Origin of the sequence: Mesorhizobium sp. Root102 (genome assembly GCF_001425625.1) — a bacterium.
In the GTDB taxonomy this organism is placed as follows: domain Bacteria; phylum Pseudomonadota; class Alphaproteobacteria; order Rhizobiales; family Rhizobiaceae; genus Mesorhizobium.
Genome location: NZ_LMCP01000002.1, coordinates 194,248 through 213,703, shown reverse-complemented (window position 1 = coordinate 213,703; position 19,456 = coordinate 194,248). Strand labels below are relative to the sequence as shown.

The following is a 19,456-nucleotide window of genomic DNA, read 5'->3' as shown; positions in this document are numbered from 1 at the left end:
CTTGAAAGTGCCGTTGCTGGCGCCGCGCCTGCCGGTGCGGTTTCTATGTCTCCTATTTGAATCGACCTCCGCGTTGCAGAACCTCGATCTTGTAGCCGTCCGGATCCTCGATGAAGAAAAAACGGGCGATCAGCGATCCGTCGCGGTTGAACTCGACGATCTTCTTCGGGTTGAGACCGAGCGCGCCGAGACGGTCATGTTCGCTGTCGAGATCGACGACCGAGACCGCGAGGTGACCGTAGCCGTCGCCGAGCGCGTAAGGCTCTTGCCGATCCTTGTTCACGGTCAGTTCGAGTTCGAACCCTGTCTCGGCGTTGCTGAGGTAAATGAGCGTGAATGTCTCGAAGTCCAGCCTGTCGGCGACATCGAGCCCGAAGGCATTTCTGTAGAAATCGACGGATCGGGCCTCGTCGAGAACTCGGATCATGCTGTGGATCGCCTTGGCCAAATCAGTCTCCGCGGTGGGGTGGAGGCGATTATGCGCGGCGCGGGAAAAAGGTGGTGGCAGCCGGTTACCACGCCCGGAACCGTGAACGGGACGAAAGTCCGATTGCCGGACCGGCAATTTTACCCGAGAATGCATGTGGGGACAGGTCAAGCAGTATCAGACTTCAGGCCCGTCCACCCAAGACCAACAAGCATGGGAGGTTTGTCGGATGTGCAGAGTATTTGCGGGCCAGGATCCCGAAGGCTATCGCCAGATCAACCGGTCGATTCGCATCGACGGCCACTCGACCAGCATCCAGCTTGAAGCGACATTCTGGGCATTGCTGGACGAAATCGCCGAAAACCAGGGTTTGACGACGCCAAAATTCATCTCGAAGCTTTATGACGAAGCCATCGAGATCAACGGCGCCATTCCGAACTTTGCATCGATGCTGCGCACCACCTGCGCACTCTACCTGCGCGGCCACCGACCTGATATGGACGAGCAGATGGCGCTGAAGCGCGAAGCCGCCTAGGCCGCTTCTGCCGCAACAGCGAGCGCCAGACGGCTCATGTCGGTGAAAAGCGCCTGGCGTTCGGAATAATCGGTCACTTCACCGGTCTCGATGTTGTCGACCACGACACACATCGACAGCGCACGAGCTCCGAAATGCGCTGATATGCGATAGAGTGCGCTGGTTTCCATATCCACGGCCAGAGCTCCTTCTGCCTGCGCATCGGCAAAGCGGACCCGCCCTTCAGGATGATAGAAGATGTCGCTGCACACCGTCAGGCCGACATGATGGTCGATGCCAAGTTCTGCCGCCTTGGCCAGCGCACAGGCGAGAAGCGCCGGATCCGGCCCAGCGGGTCCATAAAGGCCGAAAACCTGACCGCTCTGGGCGCTCTCCGCCTGTGCCGATCGCGAGATGACAAGGCTGCGCAGTTTTGCCTTGGCGGTCAGGCTGCCGCAGGTGCCGGTGCGGATCAACGTTCGCGCACCAAAATGGTCCAGCAATTCATGCGCATAGATCAGAAACGATGAAACGCCGATGCCCGTCGCCTGAATGCTGACGGGTTTGCCGCCAAACAGTCCGGTGAAGCCAAGCGCGCCGCGGCGGCGATTGATGCAGCGCGGCGCTTCCAGAAACGTTTGCGCCATCCACTCAGCGCGCTGCGGATCACCCGGCAACAACACTGTGTCGGCGTAGTCGCCCTTGTCTGCTTCGTTGTGTGGCGTCAATCGCTGCTCCCCCAAGCCCGCCTGCCGTTTCACCCCCCAATCATGGCGTTGTCACGGCATTGTGCAAGGAAAGAACATAGGGAAATTCTAGGACTCCAGCACGTCCTTGACGATCGTCGCCAGTTGCTTGAGTGAGAACGGCTTTGGCAGGAAGCCGAAATGCGCGTCGGCCGGCAGGTTTCTGGCGAATGCGTCCTCGGCATAGCCCGACACGAAAACGAACTTGATATCTGGCTGACGCTTGCGCAACTCACCAAGCAGCGTCGGTCCGTCCATTTCCGGCATCACCACGTCGGAAACGACGATGTCGACCTTGCCGCCCAGCGCCTCGAACACTTCCAGCGCTTCCACACCCGACGATGCCTCGTGCACGGTGTAACCGCGCGAAGTCAGCGCCCGCATGCCGCCCATGCGCACGGCATCCTCGTCTTCGACGAGCAGCACCGTGGCGGAGCCCGACAGATCCTTGGCCGCATCGGCGACCTTCGCCGGCGCTGCCGGCACATCGTCGGGCTCGCCTGCTTTTCTTGCTTCCGCAATATGACGTGGCAGGAAAATGCGGAAAGTCGAGCCTTTGCCGATTTCGGAATCGCAGAAGATGAAGCCGCCGGTCTGCTTGATGATCCCATAGACCATCGACAGGCCGAGGCCGGTGCCCTTGCCGACTTCCTTGGTGGTGAAGAAGGGCTCGAAAATCTTCTTCAGCACGTCGGGCGCGATGCCGCTGCCGGTGTCCTCGACTTCGACCACGACATAGTCCGCCGGGGCGAGTTCGCGATAGGAAAAGGCCTTGCACTCCTCGGCGGTCACATTGCGGGTGCGCACGGTGAGATCGCCACCCGCCGGCATTGCGTCGCGCGCGTTGACCGCAAGGTTGACCACCACCTGCTCGAACTGCCCGATATCGACCTTGACCGGCCACAGGTCGCGGCCATGGTCGACCTTCAGCTTGATGTCGTTGCCGACCAGCCGGGCCAGCAGCATCCTGAGATCGGCGAGCACGTCGGTCAGGTTGAGCACTTCCGGCCGCAATGTCTGCTTGCGCGAGAAGGCCAGCAGTTGCCGCACCAGCGAAGCCGCCCGGTTGGCGTTCTGCTTGATGTTCATGATGTCGGGGAAGGACGGGTCCGACGGACGGTGGTTGGTCAACAAAAGGTCCGACGCCATGATGATGGCGGTCAGCACATTGTTGAAATCGTGCGCGATGCCGCCGGCAAGCTGGCCGACCGCCTGCATCTTCTGGCTTTGCGCCATCTGCCCTTCGAGCGCCTTCTGCTCCGTCGTCTCGACGGCGTAGACGATGGCCGACTCCTCGGCGCCCTCGCCGCCGGTGCCGTCGGCGACCGCGTTGACGTAGAAACGGATGTGTCGCTCTTCGTTGCCGGGCAGAAGCGTGTCGATCGGCTCGATGTCGGCCTGCCGCTGCTGCGCTTTTTCGAAGGCAGCCGCAAAGGCCGGCCGGTCGCGTTCATGGATCACCGTGTCGAGCCGCACGCGGCGATCGACAGCGTCACGATCGACGACGGCTGAAAACAGCGACAGGAACGGCGCATTGGTGCGCAGGATGCGCCCGTTGTGGTCAACGCCGGCTATCGCCATCGGCGTCGAGTTGAAGAAGCGAGTGAAGCGCACTTCCGAGGCCCGCAAATCGGCCGAGGAGTCCTCGCCTTGCGTGCGGTTGAGGACGATCGTGCGCGTCGGCCCGTTGAGGCCTTCGCGGCTGGCCGAAACGCGATGCATGAACCGCACCGGCAGCGCCTCGCCCGTCATGGTCGTCAAATCGAGATCGATCACCGCGTTGCGTGTCGTGCCGGGGTCGGCCTTGACCGAGCGGACCAGCGCCATGCCGTCGCCGGCCACGATTTCGGCCAGGGAGACGGCACCAGGCGTGAAGCTGGTGAGGTCGATGCCCAGCCATTCGGCGAGCGTGGCGTTGATGTAGGTGACGCGGCCCTCCTGGTCGGCCGAAAAGAAGCCGGCCGGCGCGTGGTCGAGGTGATCGATCGCCTTTTGCAGATCGAGGAAGAAACGCTCCTGCTCGGCCCGCTCCTGCGAGATGTCGGCCAACTGCCAGGCCAGCATCGGCAGCCGCTGGCCCGGAACGTTGAAGGTGCGCGCCCGCGCCCTGTACCAGCGGGCGCCGGGCTCCGCGCCGGGCCGAATGGACTGTGCCAGCCGAAACTCGCCATCGCCCGGCTGGGCGTCGCGCAGGCCGGATGCCAGGCGATAGATCGTCACCGAAGCCTCGGGGACATCCGAGAGCAACCCCTCGACCGTCTTCAGGTCGGCGGCCGACGACGCTCCGGTCATGTCGGCATAGGCGCGATTGGCGTAGACGACACGGCCTTTGGTGTCCGTGACGAGAAGACCCTGCGACATCGAATCGACAAAGGACTTCGACAGTTCGTCACCTGTCGAGCGCGGCGTGACCTGCACGAAGCCAATGGCCGTGGCAAACAGGAAGCCGACGCCGATCATCGCCAGCACGCCGAGCATGCCGAGCAGGAAGGGATCGCCGAGGCGCTCGCGGAACAGGCCGAAGACGATCGCCGCCCCCGTCAGAACGACGATGAAAATGATAAGCCGGGTGACCGCGCCCGGTCGTGTATTCTGGTCGACGATCGGTACCGGATAGAAATCGCCGCGCGCTTCCTTGGCCATATGCCCCCTGCTCGTGAATTCCGGTGTTCCGACACCCGCCCCTAGCGGGTTGAATCACATTCTCCTAGTCCGGAAAAGGCCTGGGCGGCAAATGTCGGATAAAAATCATGTCTTGCGGCCTTCGGAGTTTTTCTAGCTGTTCACCAGCGTGAAACGCAACTTGCGGTGGCCCGCCGCAACGGTCTAGTGTCGCGTCACTTCCAAGGGCAATCAGGGGTAACCGATGCAATGGCTGGATAGCGTGGCGGGTCCTGGTTATGCCGCAGCACTGTTATGGACGTTTGCGGCGCTTGTCCTGCTGGTCATCGTTCTCGTCATCGTCAAGCTGGTGCGCAATCTGACGTTCGGAACATTCGTTGCCGGCGGCCGGAACCGCAAAACGCGGCTGGCCGTCATGGATGCAACCGCCGTCGACAGCCATCGCCGGCTGGTGCTGGTGCGCCGCGACGACATCGAGCACCTGCTTTTGATCGGCGGCCCGACCGACGTCGTCGTCGAGCGCGATATCCGTCTTTCGGCGCTACGCCGTCCGGCATTGACCGGAGACGGCGGCTTGCAGCCGGTGCCGGCCGCCGCGGCCCCAGCGGCAAGGCCGCGTCCGCAGCAACCCGCTCCACCGCTGGCAAGACAGGCACCCGCCCCGCAGCCGGTGAGCACCGCGCCGCCCGCCCGCCCGCGCCAAATAGCGCCGGCACCGGCACCTGCGCCAAAGCCGGCGACGCAAAGCTACCAGCCGACCAATGTCACGCCGCTGCCCGCCTATGGGTCCGCCAATGCCAATGTCGTCCGGCCCGCGCCACCGCCTCCACCTGTGCAGGACAGCATCGACGACACGTTGATGAGGGAACTCGAAGTGTCGCTCGACCAGCCCCGCTCGGGCGGCCCGGTGGGCAAACCGGTGGCGAAGGCGCCGCAGTCGCTCGATGATGAAATGACCAAGCTTCTCGGCGAGCTCTCCAGCCAGAAGCGATAAGCGGCCGCCGAGTCGCTATCCCACGCGAAAATCTCAATGGTTTGGCTGCCGAACCACCTTTCGGAAGGCCCGTACGTGAAGGGCTTGTGGATTTCGTGCGCCTTGAACGGATGAATGCCGCGCCAACAGAAATGGCCGGAAAACCGGCCATTTCAAAATCAACGTCGCTCGTGACGGTTGGCCGCGCACTGCCGGCCTTGCCCCTCAGTCGTCGCGGTAGACTTTTTCGCGGCGCTCATGCCGCTCCTGCGCTTCGATCGACAACGTCGCGATCGGACGCGCATCAAGCCTCTTCAGCGCGATCGGCTCGCCGGTCTCCTCGCAATAGCCGTAGGTGCCTTCGTCGATGCGCTGCAGGGCGGAATCGATCTTTGCAATGAGCTTTCGCTGACGGTCGCGGGCCCTGAGTTCGATGGCGCGGTCGGTTTCCGAAGAGGCGCGATCGGCCAGATCGGGGTGGTTGGCGTTCTCTTGCTGCAGGATTTCCAGTGTTTCGCGCGCTTCGCGCAATATGTCATTCTTCCAGGTGACGAGCTTTGAGCGGAAGTAGGATTTCTGCCGCTCGTTCATGAACGGCTCGTCTTCGGAGGGTACGTAATCGGCGGTAACGATGTCGTTCATTCGACTCACCCAAACTGCCCCAAATTTCGGGCCTATATATTCGTCGCCCGACGCCTGCACAAGCGCAATCGGCCGCTGTCTCACGCAATTGTTAATGTGCACCGGCGCGCGCCTTTGCAGCAGCGTACGGTCGCTTTGTTACCAAACTACGCTGCGACACTTTGGATCCGGCGAAACATGCTTTCCGAAGATCGACCGTGATCCTCGGGCCGATGCACAAGCGCCTTTTGCGGCGCCGCAGCATGGTGATTCGCTGTGTTCGAAGAACACGGGCCATTGTGCGCAACGCCGTTCTCGTGGCTAATCCTGGAAGGCTTCGGCATTCGGAGGTTGGGTGAGCAGGCTTTATCTGTTGCGACATGCCAAGGCTGGCTGGGCGCTGCCCGGCATGCGCGATTTCGATCGCCCGCTCGATGCATCCGGCCGCGCCGATGCCGAAATGATGGGCGCCGCCATGCGCTCCCGGTTCTATGTTCCGGACCTGACGCTGTGCTCCAACGCCAAACGCGCCAAGGAGACGCTGGAAGGCCTGGCCGGCCAGACCGACACCGGCCAGGTCCTGTTCTTCGACACGCTCTACAGCTCGGACGCGGCCGGCTACCTCCACCTTATCAGGGACAATGGCGGGGTGGGTTCATTACTGGTCATCGGCCACAACCCGATGACGGAGGATCTTGCCATGGCAGTTTCGGGCGACGGCGACGAGACGGCGCGGGCCACGCTCAACCATGGGTTCCCGACCTCGGGCCTGGCGGTCATCCGCTTCGACGGTGACCTCGCAAAAGCCGCCCAGCGCGCCGGCTATCTCGAAGCGTTCCTGACGCCGGCCGACCTCTGAAGCCATTTCAAAGCCAGGTTGCAGAGCCTATATCGGACGGACCGAAGTCCGAGAGAGCATGTTTTGGCATCATCGCTGACCACCTTCACCGACGAGGCGAGGATTGCCCTCGACACGCTATCGGGCCGCGCCACCGGGCTTTTTTCCCCATCGCTGCGCCTCGGCGTGACCGGATTGTCCCGCGCCGGCAAGACGGTGTTCATATCGGCCCTTGTCCACAATTTGATCCATGGCGGGCGCCTGCCGCTGTTCGAGGCGCAGAAATCGGGGCGCATCGCCCGCGCCTTCCTCGAGCAGCAGCCGGACGACGCCGTGCCGCGCTTCCAGTACGAGGATCACATCGCCGCCCTGGTCAACGACCGCGCCTGGCCCGATTCGACGCGCGCCATTTCGGAACTGCGGCTGACCATCGAATATGAATCGGCCTCCGGCTGGAGCCGCATGTTTTCCTCAGGCAGACTGTCGGTCGATATCGTCGATTATCCCGGCGAATGGCTGCTCGATCTGCCGCTGCTCGGCAAATCCTTCGCCGATTTTTCGCACGAAGCCTTCGAAATGGCTGTTCTGCCGGTGCGCGAGGACCTGTCGCTGGCCTGGCGGGCGATGTCGGCGGAGATCGACCCGAACGCCGATCCCGACGAGATGACGGCGCGCCGGCTGGCCGAGAGCTTCGCCGCCTATCTGAAGGCGTGCAAGCTCGACGAGCGGGCGCTTTCGACCTTGCCGCCCGGCCGCTTCCTGATGCCCGGCGATCTCGAAGGCTCGCCGGCATTGACCTTCGCGCCCCTGGCCGGGATTGGCGACAGGCGTCCGCGCCCAGGGTCGCTGCACGCCATGATGGACAGGCGCTACGAGGCCTACAAGACGCATGTCGTCAAACCCTTCTTCCGCGAACACATCACCCGCCTCGATCGCCAGATCGTCCTGATCGACGCCATGCAGGCGCTGAACGCCGGCCCCGGCGCCATGGCCGACCTGGAGCGCGCGGTGACCGAGATCCTCGGCTGTTTCCGCCCCGGCCGGGGCAGCTTCCTTACCGACCTGTTCTCGCGGCGCATCGACCGCATACTGGTTGCAGCGACCAAAGCCGACCACCTGCACCACGAAAGCCATGACCGCTTGCAGGCGATCGTGCGGCGGCTTGCCGACCGCGCCGTGGCGCGAGCGAACTTCACCGGCGCCGATGTCGATGTGGTCGCCTTGGCAGCGGTGCGCGCAACACGCGAAGGCACCGTCAAGCAAGGCCGGGAGACGCTTCCCGTCATCATCGGCACGCCGATCGCCAGCGAGAAGATCAACGGCGAAACCTTTGATGGAAAGACGGAAACAGCCATATTTCCCGGTGACTTACCGGAGAATATTGACGCGGTTTTCGATATTTCGGGAGCCGATCGCAGGCAGGACTCCGCGGACCCGGCAATCCGCTTCGTCCGTTTCCGTCCACCAAAGCTCGAACGCACGGTCGAAGGCGTTACGCTGTCGCTGCCGCACATCAGGCTCGACCGTGCCTTGCAGTTCCTGATCGGAGATCATCTGGCATGACCGCGCCCCGCAAGCCGGCGGCATTCCGCATCGAGCCGGAAGCCACACCGAGACAGGAGCCCCCTGAGCAGCGCCATGCCCAGGCCGGTACCCGTGTCCAGCCAGACACCCAGCGCAAACCCCGCACGATGAAGACCGATGTCGCGACGGTCATACCGGCGGAAGTCGACGTCTTCGACGAGCCCGACATCATCGCCGCCGAGCCGCCACCGACCATCGCCCCCAAAAAACGCTCGCTGCTCGGCAGCATCTTCTTCGGCGCCTTCGGCGTGCTGGTTTCGCTGGCTGTCGGCCTGTGGACCGACCAGCTCATACGCGACCTCTTTGCGCGCGCCGAATGGCTGGGCTGGCTGGCCGCGGGCATGGCCGCCATCGCCGTGCTGGCGCTTGTGGTGATCCTGATTCGCGAATTTCTGGCCATCGCCCGCCTAGCCGAGGTCGAAAAACTGCAGAAGCGGGCACTCGATGCGATCGCGCGTGACGATCCCAAGGCGGCACAATCGGTCGTCGACGAACTGTCGGCCTTTGTCGCGGCCAAACCCGAGACCGCGGCCGGCCGGCGCGCGCTGGCCGAACTGCGCGGTGAAATCATCGACGGCGGCAATCTCGTGCGCCTGGCCGAGGCTGAAATTCTAGGCCCCCTCGATGCGAGGGCAAAGATAATGATTCTCGAGGCCGCTAAACGCGTCTCGCTGGTGACGGCGGTTAGCCCGCGCGCGCTTGTCGATGTTGCCTATGTCGTGTTCGAGGCCGGGCGGCTCATTCGCCGCCTCTCGGAGCTCTATGGCGGACGGCCGGGAACGTTGGGCTTCTTCCGCTTGGCGCGCAGCGTGCTGGCGCATCTGGCGGTTACCGGCTCGATCGCGGTCGGCGACAGTTTCGTCCAGCAGATCGTCGGCCACGGCCTGGCGGCGCGCCTTTCGGCCAAGCTTGGCGAGGGCGTCGTCAACGGTATGATGACGGCGCGCATCGGCATCGCGGCGATGGAGACGGCGCGCCCCCTGCCCTTCAGCGCCGCGAGGCGTCCCGGACTAGGCGATTTCCTCTCGGCACTGACATCGTTTGCAACCAGGAAAGATGGTGAAACAACCCCGTCCGGCAAGTGAGCCGGGCTGGAGCGGTTGGACCTTCGGAATTGTCACCGGACTGCCTTGCGGCGGCCGCGCAGTGACGAAGCATTAACCAATCTTGTTCATGGTCAGACGGGTTCCAAACAGCCTCTTTGTTGCCGGGTGTCGTCGATGAAAAGTGTAATACTATCCAGCGTTCTGCCCTTGGCAACCGTGATCACAGCATTTGTCGGCATTGCCGGAGCGGCCTCCGCTGCGGAGCCGGACAAGCAATTCTTCCAGTCGGCCGAAGGGAAATGGATCGGTCCCGGCGAAATCGTCGCCGGCAAGTACAAGGGCACCAAGTTCAACTGCAGCTTCACCGGCTCGACACCGGGCGGCAAGGTCGGCATGTCGCTCGACGGCGGCTGCCGGGTCGGCATGTTCACCCAGCAGATGTCGGCCAAGATCGAGCGCAAGGGCCGCGAGGGCTACAAGGGCAGCTTCATGGGTGGCGCGACCGGTTCCGGCCTCGACATCATCGGTGGCAACGTGGTCGATGCCCGCAAGGTGGTCTTCACCATCAACCGCAACCAGTTGCGCGGCGTCATGCAGGCTCGCATCCCCGACGACAATTCGATGACGGTGACCATTGCCGTGCGCGTCGACGACCAGTTGGTGCCGGTGATCGGCATGAGCCTGAAGCGCGTCGACGCCGTCGAAGTCGGCTCCATCGCGCCGAACTGAACAACTCAAATAAAAGGGCGGCGACCCAACGGTCGCCGCCTCGTTTGAACCGGTAGAATCAGGCGCTTAGCCCTTGATCGCGGCCGTCACTTCGTCATAGGCCTTGCAGGCGTCGGCCAACGTCGTGGCGCCCTGATACTTGGTTGTCACCGCCTGGACCTTGGCGGTCAGATCAGCCGCCTTGGACGGGTCCTTGGTGATCGCTTCCTGCAGCGCGGCTGCCATGTCCTGCGCCTTCTTGGTCGCGATCTCCGCCGTGCACTCAGGTGCCTTCGAGCAAGCCGAACCGGCAAGCACCGCCAGGCCGACGGCAACAAACAAAAACTTCTTCATGTCAGTCAACTCCTCAAAAGGGCGCAACTTGATCGTCGCTCACCCTCCAATGGCCGAAGCCGAGCGTCCTTAGCCTTCGATTGTGGCAAGATGCAACGTGTTCGCGGTGTCAACTTGTGTATCGCGCCTGCAACATCGCCGGCGATCCGGATTCGGGCTGTTCGATGCCCGCCGAAGCCCCTATCCTCGCCCCTTGTCACACAAACCCGAAAATCGGAATCGGTCCTCGAACGAGCGGAATGGCGGCATGGCGGTAGAGGCATCGAGCAGCGATCTGGTTCAAGTGGTGGCGCTGCTTGCGGCCGGCGTCGTCGCCGTTCCGATCTTCAAGCGGATGGGCCTCGGCTCGATCCTCGGCTATCTGGCCGCAGGCGTGGTCATCGGCCCTTTCGGCCTCCGCGTCTTTTCCGAATCGGAAGCCATTCTTCATGTCGCCGAGCTCGGCGTGGTGATGTTCCTCTTCATCATCGGGCTGGAAATGCAGCCGTCGCGGCTGTGGAGCCTGCGCAGCGAGATCTTTGGCCTCGGCGCGCTGCAGGTCGGCGTCTGCGCGCTGCTGCTGACCGGTGTCGGCGTGGCGGGAGGGTTTCCAATCGCGCAATCCTTCGTCGCCGGCGCCGGCTTCGTGCTGACCTCGACCGCGATCGTCATGCAGCTTCTCGAGGAACGCGGCGAAATCGCTGCGCCAAAAGGCCAGCGCATCGTGTCGGTGCTGCTGCTTGAGGACCTGGCAATCGTGCCGCTGCTGGCCCTGATCGCGTTCCTGGCGCCCGGTGGCGCTGACACCAGCCTTTCGGAGCGGCTGACCGAGGTTGGCATCGGCCTCGCCGCGATCGTCGGCCTGGTGGTGGCCGGCCGGTATCTGCTTAATCCGTTCTTCCGCATCCTGGCGGATGCCCGTGCCCGCGAGGTGATGACGGCGGCAGCACTTCTGGTCGTTCTCGGATCTGCGCTCGCCATGCAGCTCAGCGGCTTGTCGATGGCGATGGGCGCATTCCTGGCCGGCGTGCTGCTGTCCGAATCGACCTTCCGCCATCAGCTCGAAGCCGACATCGAACCTTTCCGCGGCATCCTGCTCGGCCTGTTCTTCCTTGCCGTCGGCATGTCGCTCGACCTGCATGTGGTGGTCGAGAACTGGCGGCTGATCGCCATCTATGTCGTCGCCTACATGGTGATGAAGGCGTTCGGCATCTACATCGTCGCCCGCATCCTGAAAACCGGCCACCGCGAAGCACTGGAGCGCGCGGTCTTCATGGCGCAGGGCGGCGAATTCGCCTTTGTCCTTTATTCGGCGGCCGCGGCGGTCGGCATCATCGACGGCAACGCCAACGCGACGCTCACGGCGATCGTGATCATCTCCATGGTACTGACGCCACTGGCGATCATCGCGTTGCGCTATCTGACGCCGCGCGACGAGCAGTCGCTCGACGGCGTCGATGTCGCCGATGGCCTGACCGGTAGCGTGCTGGTCATCGGTTTCGGCCGCTTCGGCCAGATCGCCAGCCAGCCGCTGCTGTTGCGCGGCATCGACGTCTCGATCATCGACAATGATGTCGAAATGATCCAGGCGGCGGCCGATTTCGGCTTCAAGGTCTACTATGGCGATGGCACGCGGCTCGATATCCTGCATGCCGCCGGCGCCGGCCGGGCGCGCGCCGTGCTGATCTGCGTCGACAAGGCCGATGCCGCCGTCCGCATCGCGGAACTCGTCAAGGCTGAGTTTCCTTTGCTCACCGTGCTGGCACGCGCTTTCGATCGTGGTACCGCGCTGCAGCTCATTCGCGCCGGCGTTGATTACCAACTGCGTGAAACCTTCGAATCTGCCCTTGTTTTCGGCGGCTCGGCCCTGGAATCGCTGGGTGTCGATCCCGAAGACGTGGCTGAAACGATCGAAGACGTCAGACGCCGCGACACCGACCGCTTCGAAACCCAGCTCGCCGAAGGCATTCGCGCCGGACAGCGCTTCCTGAGGGGCAATATCGGCACGCCGATTCCGACACCGCTCTCCACGCCGCGCCGCCCTGGTCAGGCGCTCAACGAAGAGACCGCGGGCGTGCTGCACAAATCCGAACCCGCCGACTGAGCAAGGAATCAGGCATGGAATTGGACAGCAGAGCCCTGTCGGTCACCAAATTCTGGCGCGATGCCGGCGAGGATGCCTGGTTCGAGAAGAACGAGGCATTCGATGCCGACTTCCGCGAGCGCTTTCTCGATCTGCACTACGCCGCTGCGCGGCGTGAATGCGACGGCTGGCTGGAGCATGCCGAAGGTGCGCTGGCGCTGATGATCCTGCTCGACCAGTTCCCGCGCAACTGCTTTCGCGGCACCGGCCACATGTACGCGACCGACCCGCTCGCTAGATATTTTGCCGCCAAGGCGATCGCGGCCGGCCATGATCTGGCGCTCGAGGAAGAAATCCGCGTCTTCCTCTACCTGCCATACGAGCATTCCGAACTGCTCGCCGACCAGGACATTTCGGTCGAGCTGACGCGGGCCAGGGCCGAACCCTATCTCAAGTATGCTGTCGAACATCGTGATATCATTCAGAATTTCGGTCGTTTTCCGCACCGAAACAAAATGCTTGGCCGCGAAACCACGCCGCAGGAGCAAACGTTCCTGGAAGGCGGCGGATTCTCGGGCTGAAGTTCGGCTGCCGCCTCATCCAGAAATCAGGCCAGCCACCAGTCCCGGCCGGACGACAAGCGCTCGATGCCGGACGTGTCGACGGAGACCAGCCGGTCCGTGATGCTGCGGCCACCGACAACCAGGTCGGGCGCGATCTCGGCCAGCGGCGCCAGCACGAAGGCGCGCTCCAGCATGCGCGGATGCGGCACCTCCAGCCCGGTCTCGTGAATGACGCGGTCGCCGAACACCAGAATGTCGATGTCGATCAGTCGCGGCCCCCAGCGCTCCTCGCGCACCCGCTTCAGCTTGCGTTCGGCATCGAGGCAGAGGTCGAGCAAGGCGCGCGGTGCAAGTCCGGTGGAGATTGCCGCAGCCGCGTTGAGAAAGTCAGGCTGATCGAGCTTGCCCCAGGGCGGCGTACGATAGAGCGAAGAGACGCCGGTGATACGCGTATGAGCGTCGGCATCCAGCATGCGCAGCGCCGCACCCATCGATTTCGCCGGGTCGCCAAGATTGCCGCCAAGGCTGAGATAGACCGTGCTATTCGGGCCAGACAACGGTCACCTCGACGTAATCGAGCACGCCGGGCACCGGGGCATTCGGCTTGCGCACCGTGATCTCGGCTTTCTTGATCTGCGGAAAACGCGCGGTTAGCGCCCGGGCCACTTCGAGCGCCAGGGACTCGATCAGAAAACGGCGCTGCCCGGTGATGATCTTTTCGATCACCGTGAACGCAATGCCGTAGTTGACGGTATCCTCGATGGAATCCTCGACAAGCGCCCGGCCGGGATCAACGGTGAGAGCGGCATCGACGTAGAAGCGCTGGCCGAGCCTCTCCTCCTCGTCCAGCACGCCATGCCGGGCAAAGAAAGCGCAGTTCTTCATACGGATGACATACATCGCTCAGTTTCTCGCCCGGTCGGTTTGACGTGCCAGCATAGCATCCGCGAGTGCCAATGCGTCCACGTTGAATGCGACATCGTGGACGCGAAACAGATCGGCGCCCTTGAGCCGCAAGATGACGCTGGTCGCCGCTGTTCCAACACCTCTGTCGGCCGCATCGCGACCCGTGACCGTGCCGATGAAGCGTTTTCGAGACGTTCCAGCCATCAGCGGCAAGCCGAGCGTATGCAGCTCCGAAAAGCGCGCCATCAGGTCGAGATTTTCCTCCGCCGTCTCCTTGGCGAAGCCGAATCCGGGATCGAGCACGATATGATCGTCGGCAACGCCGTTCTGGTGGGCGATTTCGAGCGATTTCCGCAGGAACGCCAGCTGATCGGCAATCACGTCCGGCAGCTTCTGGCGATCTCGCCCCGTATGCATGATGACAAGCCCGGCGCCGGTATCGGCCGCGACACGCGCAATGTCGGGTTCGCGCTGCAAGCCCCAGACATCGTTGACGATATGCGCGCCGGCGGCAACCGCAAGCCGGGCGGTGTCGGCGCGATAGGTGTCGACCGAAATCAGCACCTCCTTGGTGCTCGCCAGCGCTTCGATCACCGGCAGGATGCGGGCCTGTTCCTGGCTGGCCGACACCGCGGCAGCACCTGGGCGGGTCGATTCTCCGCCGACATCGACGGCCAGCGCCCCTTCCCCGATCATGCGCCGTGCCTGGACCAGCGCTTTTTCGGCGGCGTCGAACAGGCCGCCGTCGGAAAAGCTGTCGGGCGTGACATTGAGGATGCCGACAACCACGGCCTTGCCGCCAAGGTCGAGATGGCGTCCATGCGCCAACTGCCATCGCCTAGCCGTCATTGCTCGTCACCATGTGTGATCCCTGGCGGATCAATTCCGTTGCGCCGGCAACGGCCGTAACGCAAGGTGGTCGAAGAGGCAACATGATGAAACGATCCATGCCTGGCATGAAACAATCCTTGGCTTGCGCGCTGCTGCTCGCCGTGACCCCGCTCCCGGCGGGTGCGGCCAATCTCGTCAAGACGTACAGCTACTTCGCTATTGGCGGCAGTACGCTGGAAGACATCGAGGCACAGCTTTCCAAACGCGGACCGGAGGTGAAAAGCACGGGCGCGCGACACCCGGGCGCCACCCAGATGGCCTTCACCACCCGTATCAGCTATGCGCAGACATCGAACTCCTGCCGGATCGCCGACGCTGTGGTGACCGTCAAGGTGAAGGTGATCCTTCCCGAGTGGCGCCGCCCGCGCAAGGCCGATGCCGATGTCAAGTTGTTCTGGGATACGCTGTCCGCCGACATCAAGCGCCATGAGGAGCGCCATGTCGAGATCGCCAAGAACCATGGCGGCGAACTCGAGAAGGCCCTGAAGGCCACCTACCCGCAAAAAAACTGCGACGCCGCCAAAGCCAAAGCCGCCGCAATCACCGCGGCCGTTCTTGCCAAGCACGACCGGGCCCAGATCCAGTTCGACCGTGTCGAAAGCGCCAATTTCGAAAGCCGCATCCTGAGGCTGCTGCGCTACCGGATGGAGCGCATCGGCAGCGGCCAACGGCCACCGGCCTGAACGCACTCGAACTGACGAAGCCAAATTCGCCGAAGCGTAGTGCCAGCTTTGAAAAACTTTCGAGCCCCTGTCGAAATCGGCCTATATGGGACGACATATATCAGGCTCGCCAGCGCGAGTTCAAAACGCCAATGCGATCAAGACGGTCAAAGGACCGGAACGGCTGAACAGCGCCGGTCAAATCGCAAGCTTACGGATGAACGATCATGGACCAGGCTGTCGATAGTCAGACCGTGGTGAAGACCGACGCGCCTCTCAGCGAAAGCGAAAAGAACGCCATCATCGGTGGCGTACTCTTGTCAATGCTCCTGGCCGCGCTTGACCAGACCATCGTCGCGCCAGCGATGCCGACCATGGCTCGCCTGCTCGGCCATGCTGAATATCTGCCCTGGATCGTGACCGGCTACCTGTTGACCGCCACCGCGATGGCGCCGCTCTATGGCAAGATATCGGACGTTTATGGTCGCCGGCCAACGATTTACGCCGCAATTCTCATCTTCCTTGCCGGTTCCCTGGTTAGCGCCATGGCGCCTAACATGCTGATCCTGATCGTCGGCCGCGCGATTCAGGGCGCCGGTGGCGGCGGCCTGTTTGCGCTGGCACAGACCGTGATCGGTGACCTCGTGCCGCCGCGCGAGCGCGCGCGCTACTCGGCCTGGATCGCGGGAACCTGGGCGGTCGCCAGCATCGCAGGCCCGCTTTTGGGCGGCACCTTCGCCGAGCATCTCCACTGGTCGCTGATCTTCTGGATCAACATTCCGCTTGGTCTCTTCGCCATGGCCATCATCAACAAGCCGCTGAGAAAGCTGCCGATCGCTGCAAAACACCATCGCATCGACGGCCTCGGTGCGTTGCTGCTCGTCGCGGCCACCGCCTTGCTGTTGCTGGCGTTGAACTGGGGTGGCAGCGAATATCCATGGCTGTCACGCGAAATCTTCGGGCTGCTCGCCTGTTCAGCGGTCATCTGGAGCGCCTTTGCGTTGCGGCTGCTGCGCGCGGCCGAACCGCTGATCTCGCTCGAAGTGCTTGGCAACCCGATCGTCCTTGCCGGCACGTTGTCATTGTTCCTGCTGCAGGCCGCCAATATCGGGCTCGCGGTCTACCTGCCGGTCTACTTGCAGTCCATCCTCGGGCTTTCGGCCAGTGAATCGGGAACCGCCATGCTTGGGCTCATGCTCGGTACCGTTGCGGGCGCGACATTCAGCGGCCGCACGATTTCCCGGTTCGTTCACTACAAGCGGATCGCGATGATAGGGGTGACCTTCGCCATCCTGTGCCTCGGCATACTCAGCCTTGTGGCGGGACATGCTTCGCTGCTGATCGTCGAGATTCTGACGACCTGCATCGGCCTGGGCAGCGGCACGACATTTCCGGTTGCCACCGTGTCGGTTCAGAATGCCGTCGATCAGGCCCATCTGGGCGTCGCCACCGGCGTATTGACCTTCCTTCGCTCTTTGGGCAGCGCGCTTGGCGTCGCCATCCTTGGTGCGGTCGCGCTCGGCTACGGCCTGCCGCTTGCCGGAGAAGGCACCCAGGCGACCAGCACCACCGTCGAGGCACTGGCATTCGCGATGATCTTCTTTGCCGCGGCCGCGATGCTGGTCATGGCGCTCGTCGCGCTCGTGATGATGCCGGAAAAGCCGCTGCGCGGCCGTCCAGAAGCTCCAGTGTTGGCCGACTGACAAAAGACGTAAAACGCGTCGACTGAATTCGATGCAAAGCGACGCGCCTCAGGAAGCTTCCACCACGCCGAGCTTCTTCTGCAGGCTGGTCGACGAGGTCGTGTACTGGAAGACGATACGTTCGCCGGGGCTGATGATGCGCTTGGCGGCCTGGGCCATCAGCGCCACCTCGTGGAAGCCCGACAGGATCAGCTTCAGCTTGCCCGGATACCAGTTGATGTCGCCGACGGCGAAGATGCCGGGCACCGATGTCTGGAACTTCTCGGTATCCACCGGAATGAGGTTTTCGTGAAGATTGAGGCCCCATTCCGCGATCGGGCCGAGCTTCATGGTCAGTCCGAAGAACGGAAGCATGCGCGTGCAGGGCACCTCGACATCACCATCCGGCCCCTTGATGCTGGCCGATGACAGCTGGCCGTCGGCGCCGGTCAATCCGGTCACCTGCCCGACCTGGAACTTCAGCTGCTTCATCTCCTGCATCGCATACATCTTGTTGACGCTGTCGGGGGCGGCACGGAACTCGGGCCGCCGGTGCACCAGCGTCACGCTCTTTGCCACCGGCTGCAGGTTGAGTGTCCAGTCGAGCGACGAGTCGCCGCCTCCGACAATGACGAGGTCGTGGTCGCGAAAATCCTCCATCCGGCGCACCGAATAGAAGACGCTCTTGCCTTCATAGGGCTCGATGCCCGGAATCGGCGGACGCTTGGGCTGGAACGAGCCGCCGCCGGCGGCAATTACCACCACCTTGGCCTCGAACACCTCGTTCTCGTCGGTGGTGACGCGAAAACTGCCGTCCTCCAGCTTTTCCAGACTGGAAACCATTCGGTTGTAGGTGAAATCAGGCTTGAATGGCGCGATCTGCTCAAGCAGTTTGTCGACCAGCCCCTGCGCCGAGATCGAAGGCCAGCCGGGAATGTCGTAGATCGGCTTTTCCGGATAGAGTTCCGCGCATTGGCCGCCCGGCCGGTCGAGGATGTCGATCAGGTGGCACTTCATGTCGAACAGGCCGAGTTCGAACACCGCGAAAAGGCCGACTGGCCCTGCCCCTACAATGAGGACGTCTGTGGTGATGGTGCCGGTCATGCCATGCCTCGCTGTGCATGACCCCGAAAATCGCAATCGATTTTCGGAAAGGATCATGCGCCAAATAGAACCACTACAGCGTCCTTGTGCGCCCAGCGGACGCGCGGGCGCTGTAGTGTGTTGTCGAGACACTGCATGAGCGATCCGCCGCTGCCAAGCAGCAGCCGGCAAAAAACCGGTGTCTCAGCCCTGGCGGGCGGGCACCCGCACAATGAGACCGTCCAGCGCGTCGCGCACCTTGATCTGGCACGACAGCCGTGAGTTCGGCTGGACGTCGTAGGCGAAGTCCAGCATGTCTTCTTCCATCGCTTCCGGCTCGCCGACTTCAGCCGTCCATGCTTCGTCGACATAGACGTGACAGGTAGCACAGGCGCAGGCACCGCCGCATTCCGCCTCAATCCCGGGCACGGCGTTGCGAATCGCGTTCTCCATCACCGTCGAGCCGTTCTCGGCGTCCATGTCGAAATGTGTGCCGTCATGGGCGATGAAAGTCAGCTTGGTCATTTGTCACCTGAAGGGAGTCTCAGCCGAGATAATCACTCCGGCGAGCAAGTCAACTGCCGCGCGAAAGCGTCGCTCCGTGACGTATTTCCGCAAACCGGGTTTGGCGTGGGATTCAGCGACTGATGGCGGCGATGAAATCGCGCACTTCGTCGATCAGCGTGCCGAGCCGCCTGAGCGTCTGGTTGTCTTCCGGCCGGTGCTCGATCTCGATGGCGCAATCGGCGATGGCAAAGGCACCGACACCCCGTGCCGAACCCTTCAGCCCATGCGCCAGCAGAAGCCGGTCCTTGATGTCGGCATCCAGTATTTTGTCGCGCACCGACAGCGCCTGTTGTACAAACAGCGCCAGCACCTCTTGCTCGAGGCTGCGGTCGCCCATGGTCTGGCGGGCAAGGTGTGCCAAATCGACCGGCCGTGACCGCCTAGGTCCGGATACGTCGCCTCCGGGCATTGAGAAGGCAATGCCGCTTTCGCCACGCATGAACTCGAACTCCGTTTCTTCGATCGCCCAAAAAGCCTAGGCGAATCCAATGGACAACGGGTTAATGAATGGCCCGGAAAAATGTTGCCAAAACGGCGCCCAAATCACGGTTGCGTTAACCCTATATTTAAAGTTTTACGTATCTCGCGGAATGCATGTTTTCTTTAC

The 19,456-nt window shown here is 62.9% G+C and carries 21 protein-coding genes; 10 read left to right on the top strand and 11 right to left on the bottom strand.

What is annotated here, in order from left to right:
- Positions 1-52: 52 nt before the first annotated feature.
- Entirely contained in the window at positions 53-448 is a 396-nt protein-coding gene (locus ASD12_RS04405; protein ID WP_056582280.1) for a VOC family protein, read from the bottom strand.
- Positions 449-656: 208 nt separating this feature from the next.
- Here ASD12_RS04405 and ASD12_RS04400 point away from each other — a divergent pair, with 208 nt between their 5' ends.
- Positions 657-962, top strand: coding sequence for a ribbon-helix-helix domain-containing protein (locus ASD12_RS04400; RefSeq protein ID WP_056582279.1), 306 nt, complete (start codon positions 657-659; stop codon positions 960-962).
- Here the strand turns inward: ASD12_RS04400 and ASD12_RS04395 are convergent.
- Positions 959-1,669 (bottom strand): purine-nucleoside phosphorylase, encoded by a 711-nt coding sequence (locus ASD12_RS04395; RefSeq protein WP_056582277.1) that lies wholly within the window; start codon positions 1,667-1,669, stop codon positions 959-961. The two genes, ASD12_RS04400 and ASD12_RS04395, sit on opposite strands and share 4 nt — an antisense overlap.
- 87 nt (positions 1,670-1,756) lie before the next feature.
- Entirely contained in the window at positions 1,757-4,330 is a 2,574-nt protein-coding gene (locus ASD12_RS04390) for a PAS domain-containing sensor histidine kinase (RefSeq protein ID WP_056582275.1), read from the bottom strand.
- A 223-nt stretch (positions 4,331-4,553) separates the two neighbouring features.
- Here ASD12_RS04390 and ASD12_RS04385 point away from each other — a divergent pair, with 223 nt between their 5' ends.
- Positions 4,554-5,303, top strand: coding sequence for a flagellar biosynthetic protein FliO (locus tag ASD12_RS04385; protein ID WP_056582273.1), 750 nt, complete (start codon positions 4,554-4,556; stop codon positions 5,301-5,303).
- A gap of 204 nt (positions 5,304-5,507) precedes the next feature.
- Here ASD12_RS04385 and dksA read toward each other — a convergent pair whose 3' ends face one another.
- Complete coding sequence (gene dksA / locus ASD12_RS04380; RefSeq protein WP_013531862.1) at positions 5,508-5,924, bottom strand: RNA polymerase-binding protein DksA; 417 nt, start codon at positions 5,922-5,924, stop codon at positions 5,508-5,510.
- Between the two features lie 334 nt (positions 5,925-6,258).
- Here dksA and ASD12_RS04375 point away from each other — a divergent pair, with 334 nt between their 5' ends.
- From ASD12_RS04375 to ASD12_RS04360, 4 genes are all read left to right on the top strand, one after another.
- Complete coding sequence (locus ASD12_RS04375; protein ID WP_056582271.1) at positions 6,259-6,762, top strand: histidine phosphatase family protein; 504 nt, start codon at positions 6,259-6,261, stop codon at positions 6,760-6,762.
- A 63-nt stretch (positions 6,763-6,825) separates the two neighbouring features.
- Positions 6,826-8,304, top strand: a complete 1,479-nt coding sequence (locus ASD12_RS04370) for a YcjX family protein (protein ID WP_056582270.1) — start codon at positions 6,826-6,828, stop codon at positions 8,302-8,304.
- Positions 8,301-9,410 (top strand): YcjF family protein, encoded by a 1,110-nt coding sequence (locus ASD12_RS04365; protein ID WP_056582268.1) that lies wholly within the window; start codon positions 8,301-8,303, stop codon positions 9,408-9,410. The genes ASD12_RS04370 and ASD12_RS04365 overlap by 4 nt, the downstream gene beginning before the upstream one ends.
- 135 nt (positions 9,411-9,545) lie before the next feature.
- Positions 9,546-10,100: a hypothetical protein gene (locus ASD12_RS04360; protein WP_056582266.1), complete on the top strand. Its 555-nt coding sequence runs from the start codon at positions 9,546-9,548 to the stop codon at positions 10,098-10,100.
- Between the two features lie 66 nt (positions 10,101-10,166).
- Here the strand turns inward: ASD12_RS04360 and ASD12_RS04355 are convergent, their stop codons facing one another.
- Positions 10,167-10,433 carry a hypothetical protein gene (locus ASD12_RS04355; protein WP_056582264.1) on the bottom strand — a complete coding sequence of 89 codons (267 nt, stop codon included), beginning with the start codon at positions 10,431-10,433 and terminating at the stop codon, positions 10,167-10,169.
- Between the two features lie 247 nt (positions 10,434-10,680).
- On the opposite strand from ASD12_RS04355, the gene ASD12_RS04350 reads away from it, so the two are divergent.
- Together ASD12_RS04350 and ASD12_RS04345 are read left to right on the top strand one after the other, a co-directional pair.
- Positions 10,681-12,516, top strand: a complete 1,836-nt coding sequence (locus ASD12_RS04350) for a monovalent cation:proton antiporter-2 (CPA2) family protein (RefSeq protein ID WP_056582263.1) — start codon at positions 10,681-10,683, stop codon at positions 12,514-12,516.
- Positions 12,517-12,530: 14 nt separating this feature from the next.
- On the top strand, positions 12,531-13,076 hold the full coding sequence (locus ASD12_RS04345; protein WP_056582262.1) for a DUF924 family protein: 546 nt from the start codon (positions 12,531-12,533) through the stop codon (positions 13,074-13,076).
- A 26-nt stretch (positions 13,077-13,102) separates the two neighbouring features.
- Here ASD12_RS04345 and folK read toward each other — a convergent pair whose 3' ends face one another.
- From folK to folP, 3 genes are read right to left on the bottom strand one after another with little or no spacing between them, the layout of a single operon-like run.
- The gene (folK, locus tag ASD12_RS04340) at positions 13,103-13,615 is read right to left on the bottom strand and encodes a 2-amino-4-hydroxy-6-hydroxymethyldihydropteridine diphosphokinase (protein ID WP_056582261.1); all 513 of its coding nucleotides are present in this window, start codon (positions 13,613-13,615) and stop codon (positions 13,103-13,105) included.
- Entirely contained in the window at positions 13,599-13,958 is a 360-nt protein-coding gene (folB, locus tag ASD12_RS04335; protein WP_056582260.1) for a dihydroneopterin aldolase, read from the bottom strand. Before folB ends, folK begins: the two co-directional genes overlap by 17 nt.
- Positions 13,959-13,961: 3 nt before the next feature.
- On the bottom strand, positions 13,962-14,813 hold the full coding sequence (gene folP, locus ASD12_RS04330; RefSeq protein WP_056582259.1) for a dihydropteroate synthase: 852 nt from the start codon (positions 14,811-14,813) through the stop codon (positions 13,962-13,964).
- 107 nt (positions 14,814-14,920) lie between these two features.
- Here folP and ASD12_RS04325 point away from each other — a divergent pair, with 107 nt between their 5' ends.
- On the top strand, positions 14,921-15,538 hold the full coding sequence (locus ASD12_RS04325; RefSeq protein WP_056582404.1) for a DUF922 domain-containing protein: 618 nt from the start codon (positions 14,921-14,923) through the stop codon (positions 15,536-15,538).
- Positions 15,539-15,744: 206 nt separating this feature from the next.
- Positions 15,745-17,220, top strand: a complete 1,476-nt coding sequence (locus ASD12_RS04320) for an MDR family MFS transporter (protein ID WP_056582256.1) — start codon at positions 15,745-15,747, stop codon at positions 17,218-17,220.
- Positions 17,221-17,268: 48 nt separating this feature from the next.
- Here the strand turns inward: ASD12_RS04320 and ASD12_RS04315 are convergent, their stop codons facing one another.
- The 3 genes from ASD12_RS04315 to ASD12_RS04305 form a co-directional block, all read right to left on the bottom strand.
- Positions 17,269-18,303 carry an NAD(P)/FAD-dependent oxidoreductase gene (locus tag ASD12_RS04315; protein WP_056582253.1) on the bottom strand — a complete coding sequence of 345 codons (1,035 nt, stop codon included), beginning with the start codon at positions 18,301-18,303 and terminating at the stop codon, positions 17,269-17,271.
- 183 nt (positions 18,304-18,486) lie between these two features.
- The gene (locus ASD12_RS04310) at positions 18,487-18,807 is read right to left on the bottom strand and encodes a 2Fe-2S iron-sulfur cluster-binding protein (RefSeq protein ID WP_056582251.1); all 321 of its coding nucleotides are present in this window, start codon (positions 18,805-18,807) and stop codon (positions 18,487-18,489) included.
- Between the two features lie 112 nt (positions 18,808-18,919).
- Positions 18,920-19,288 (bottom strand): Hpt domain-containing protein, encoded by a 369-nt coding sequence (locus tag ASD12_RS04305; protein WP_056582249.1) that lies wholly within the window; start codon positions 19,286-19,288, stop codon positions 18,920-18,922.
- Positions 19,289-19,456 lie beyond the last annotated feature (168 nt).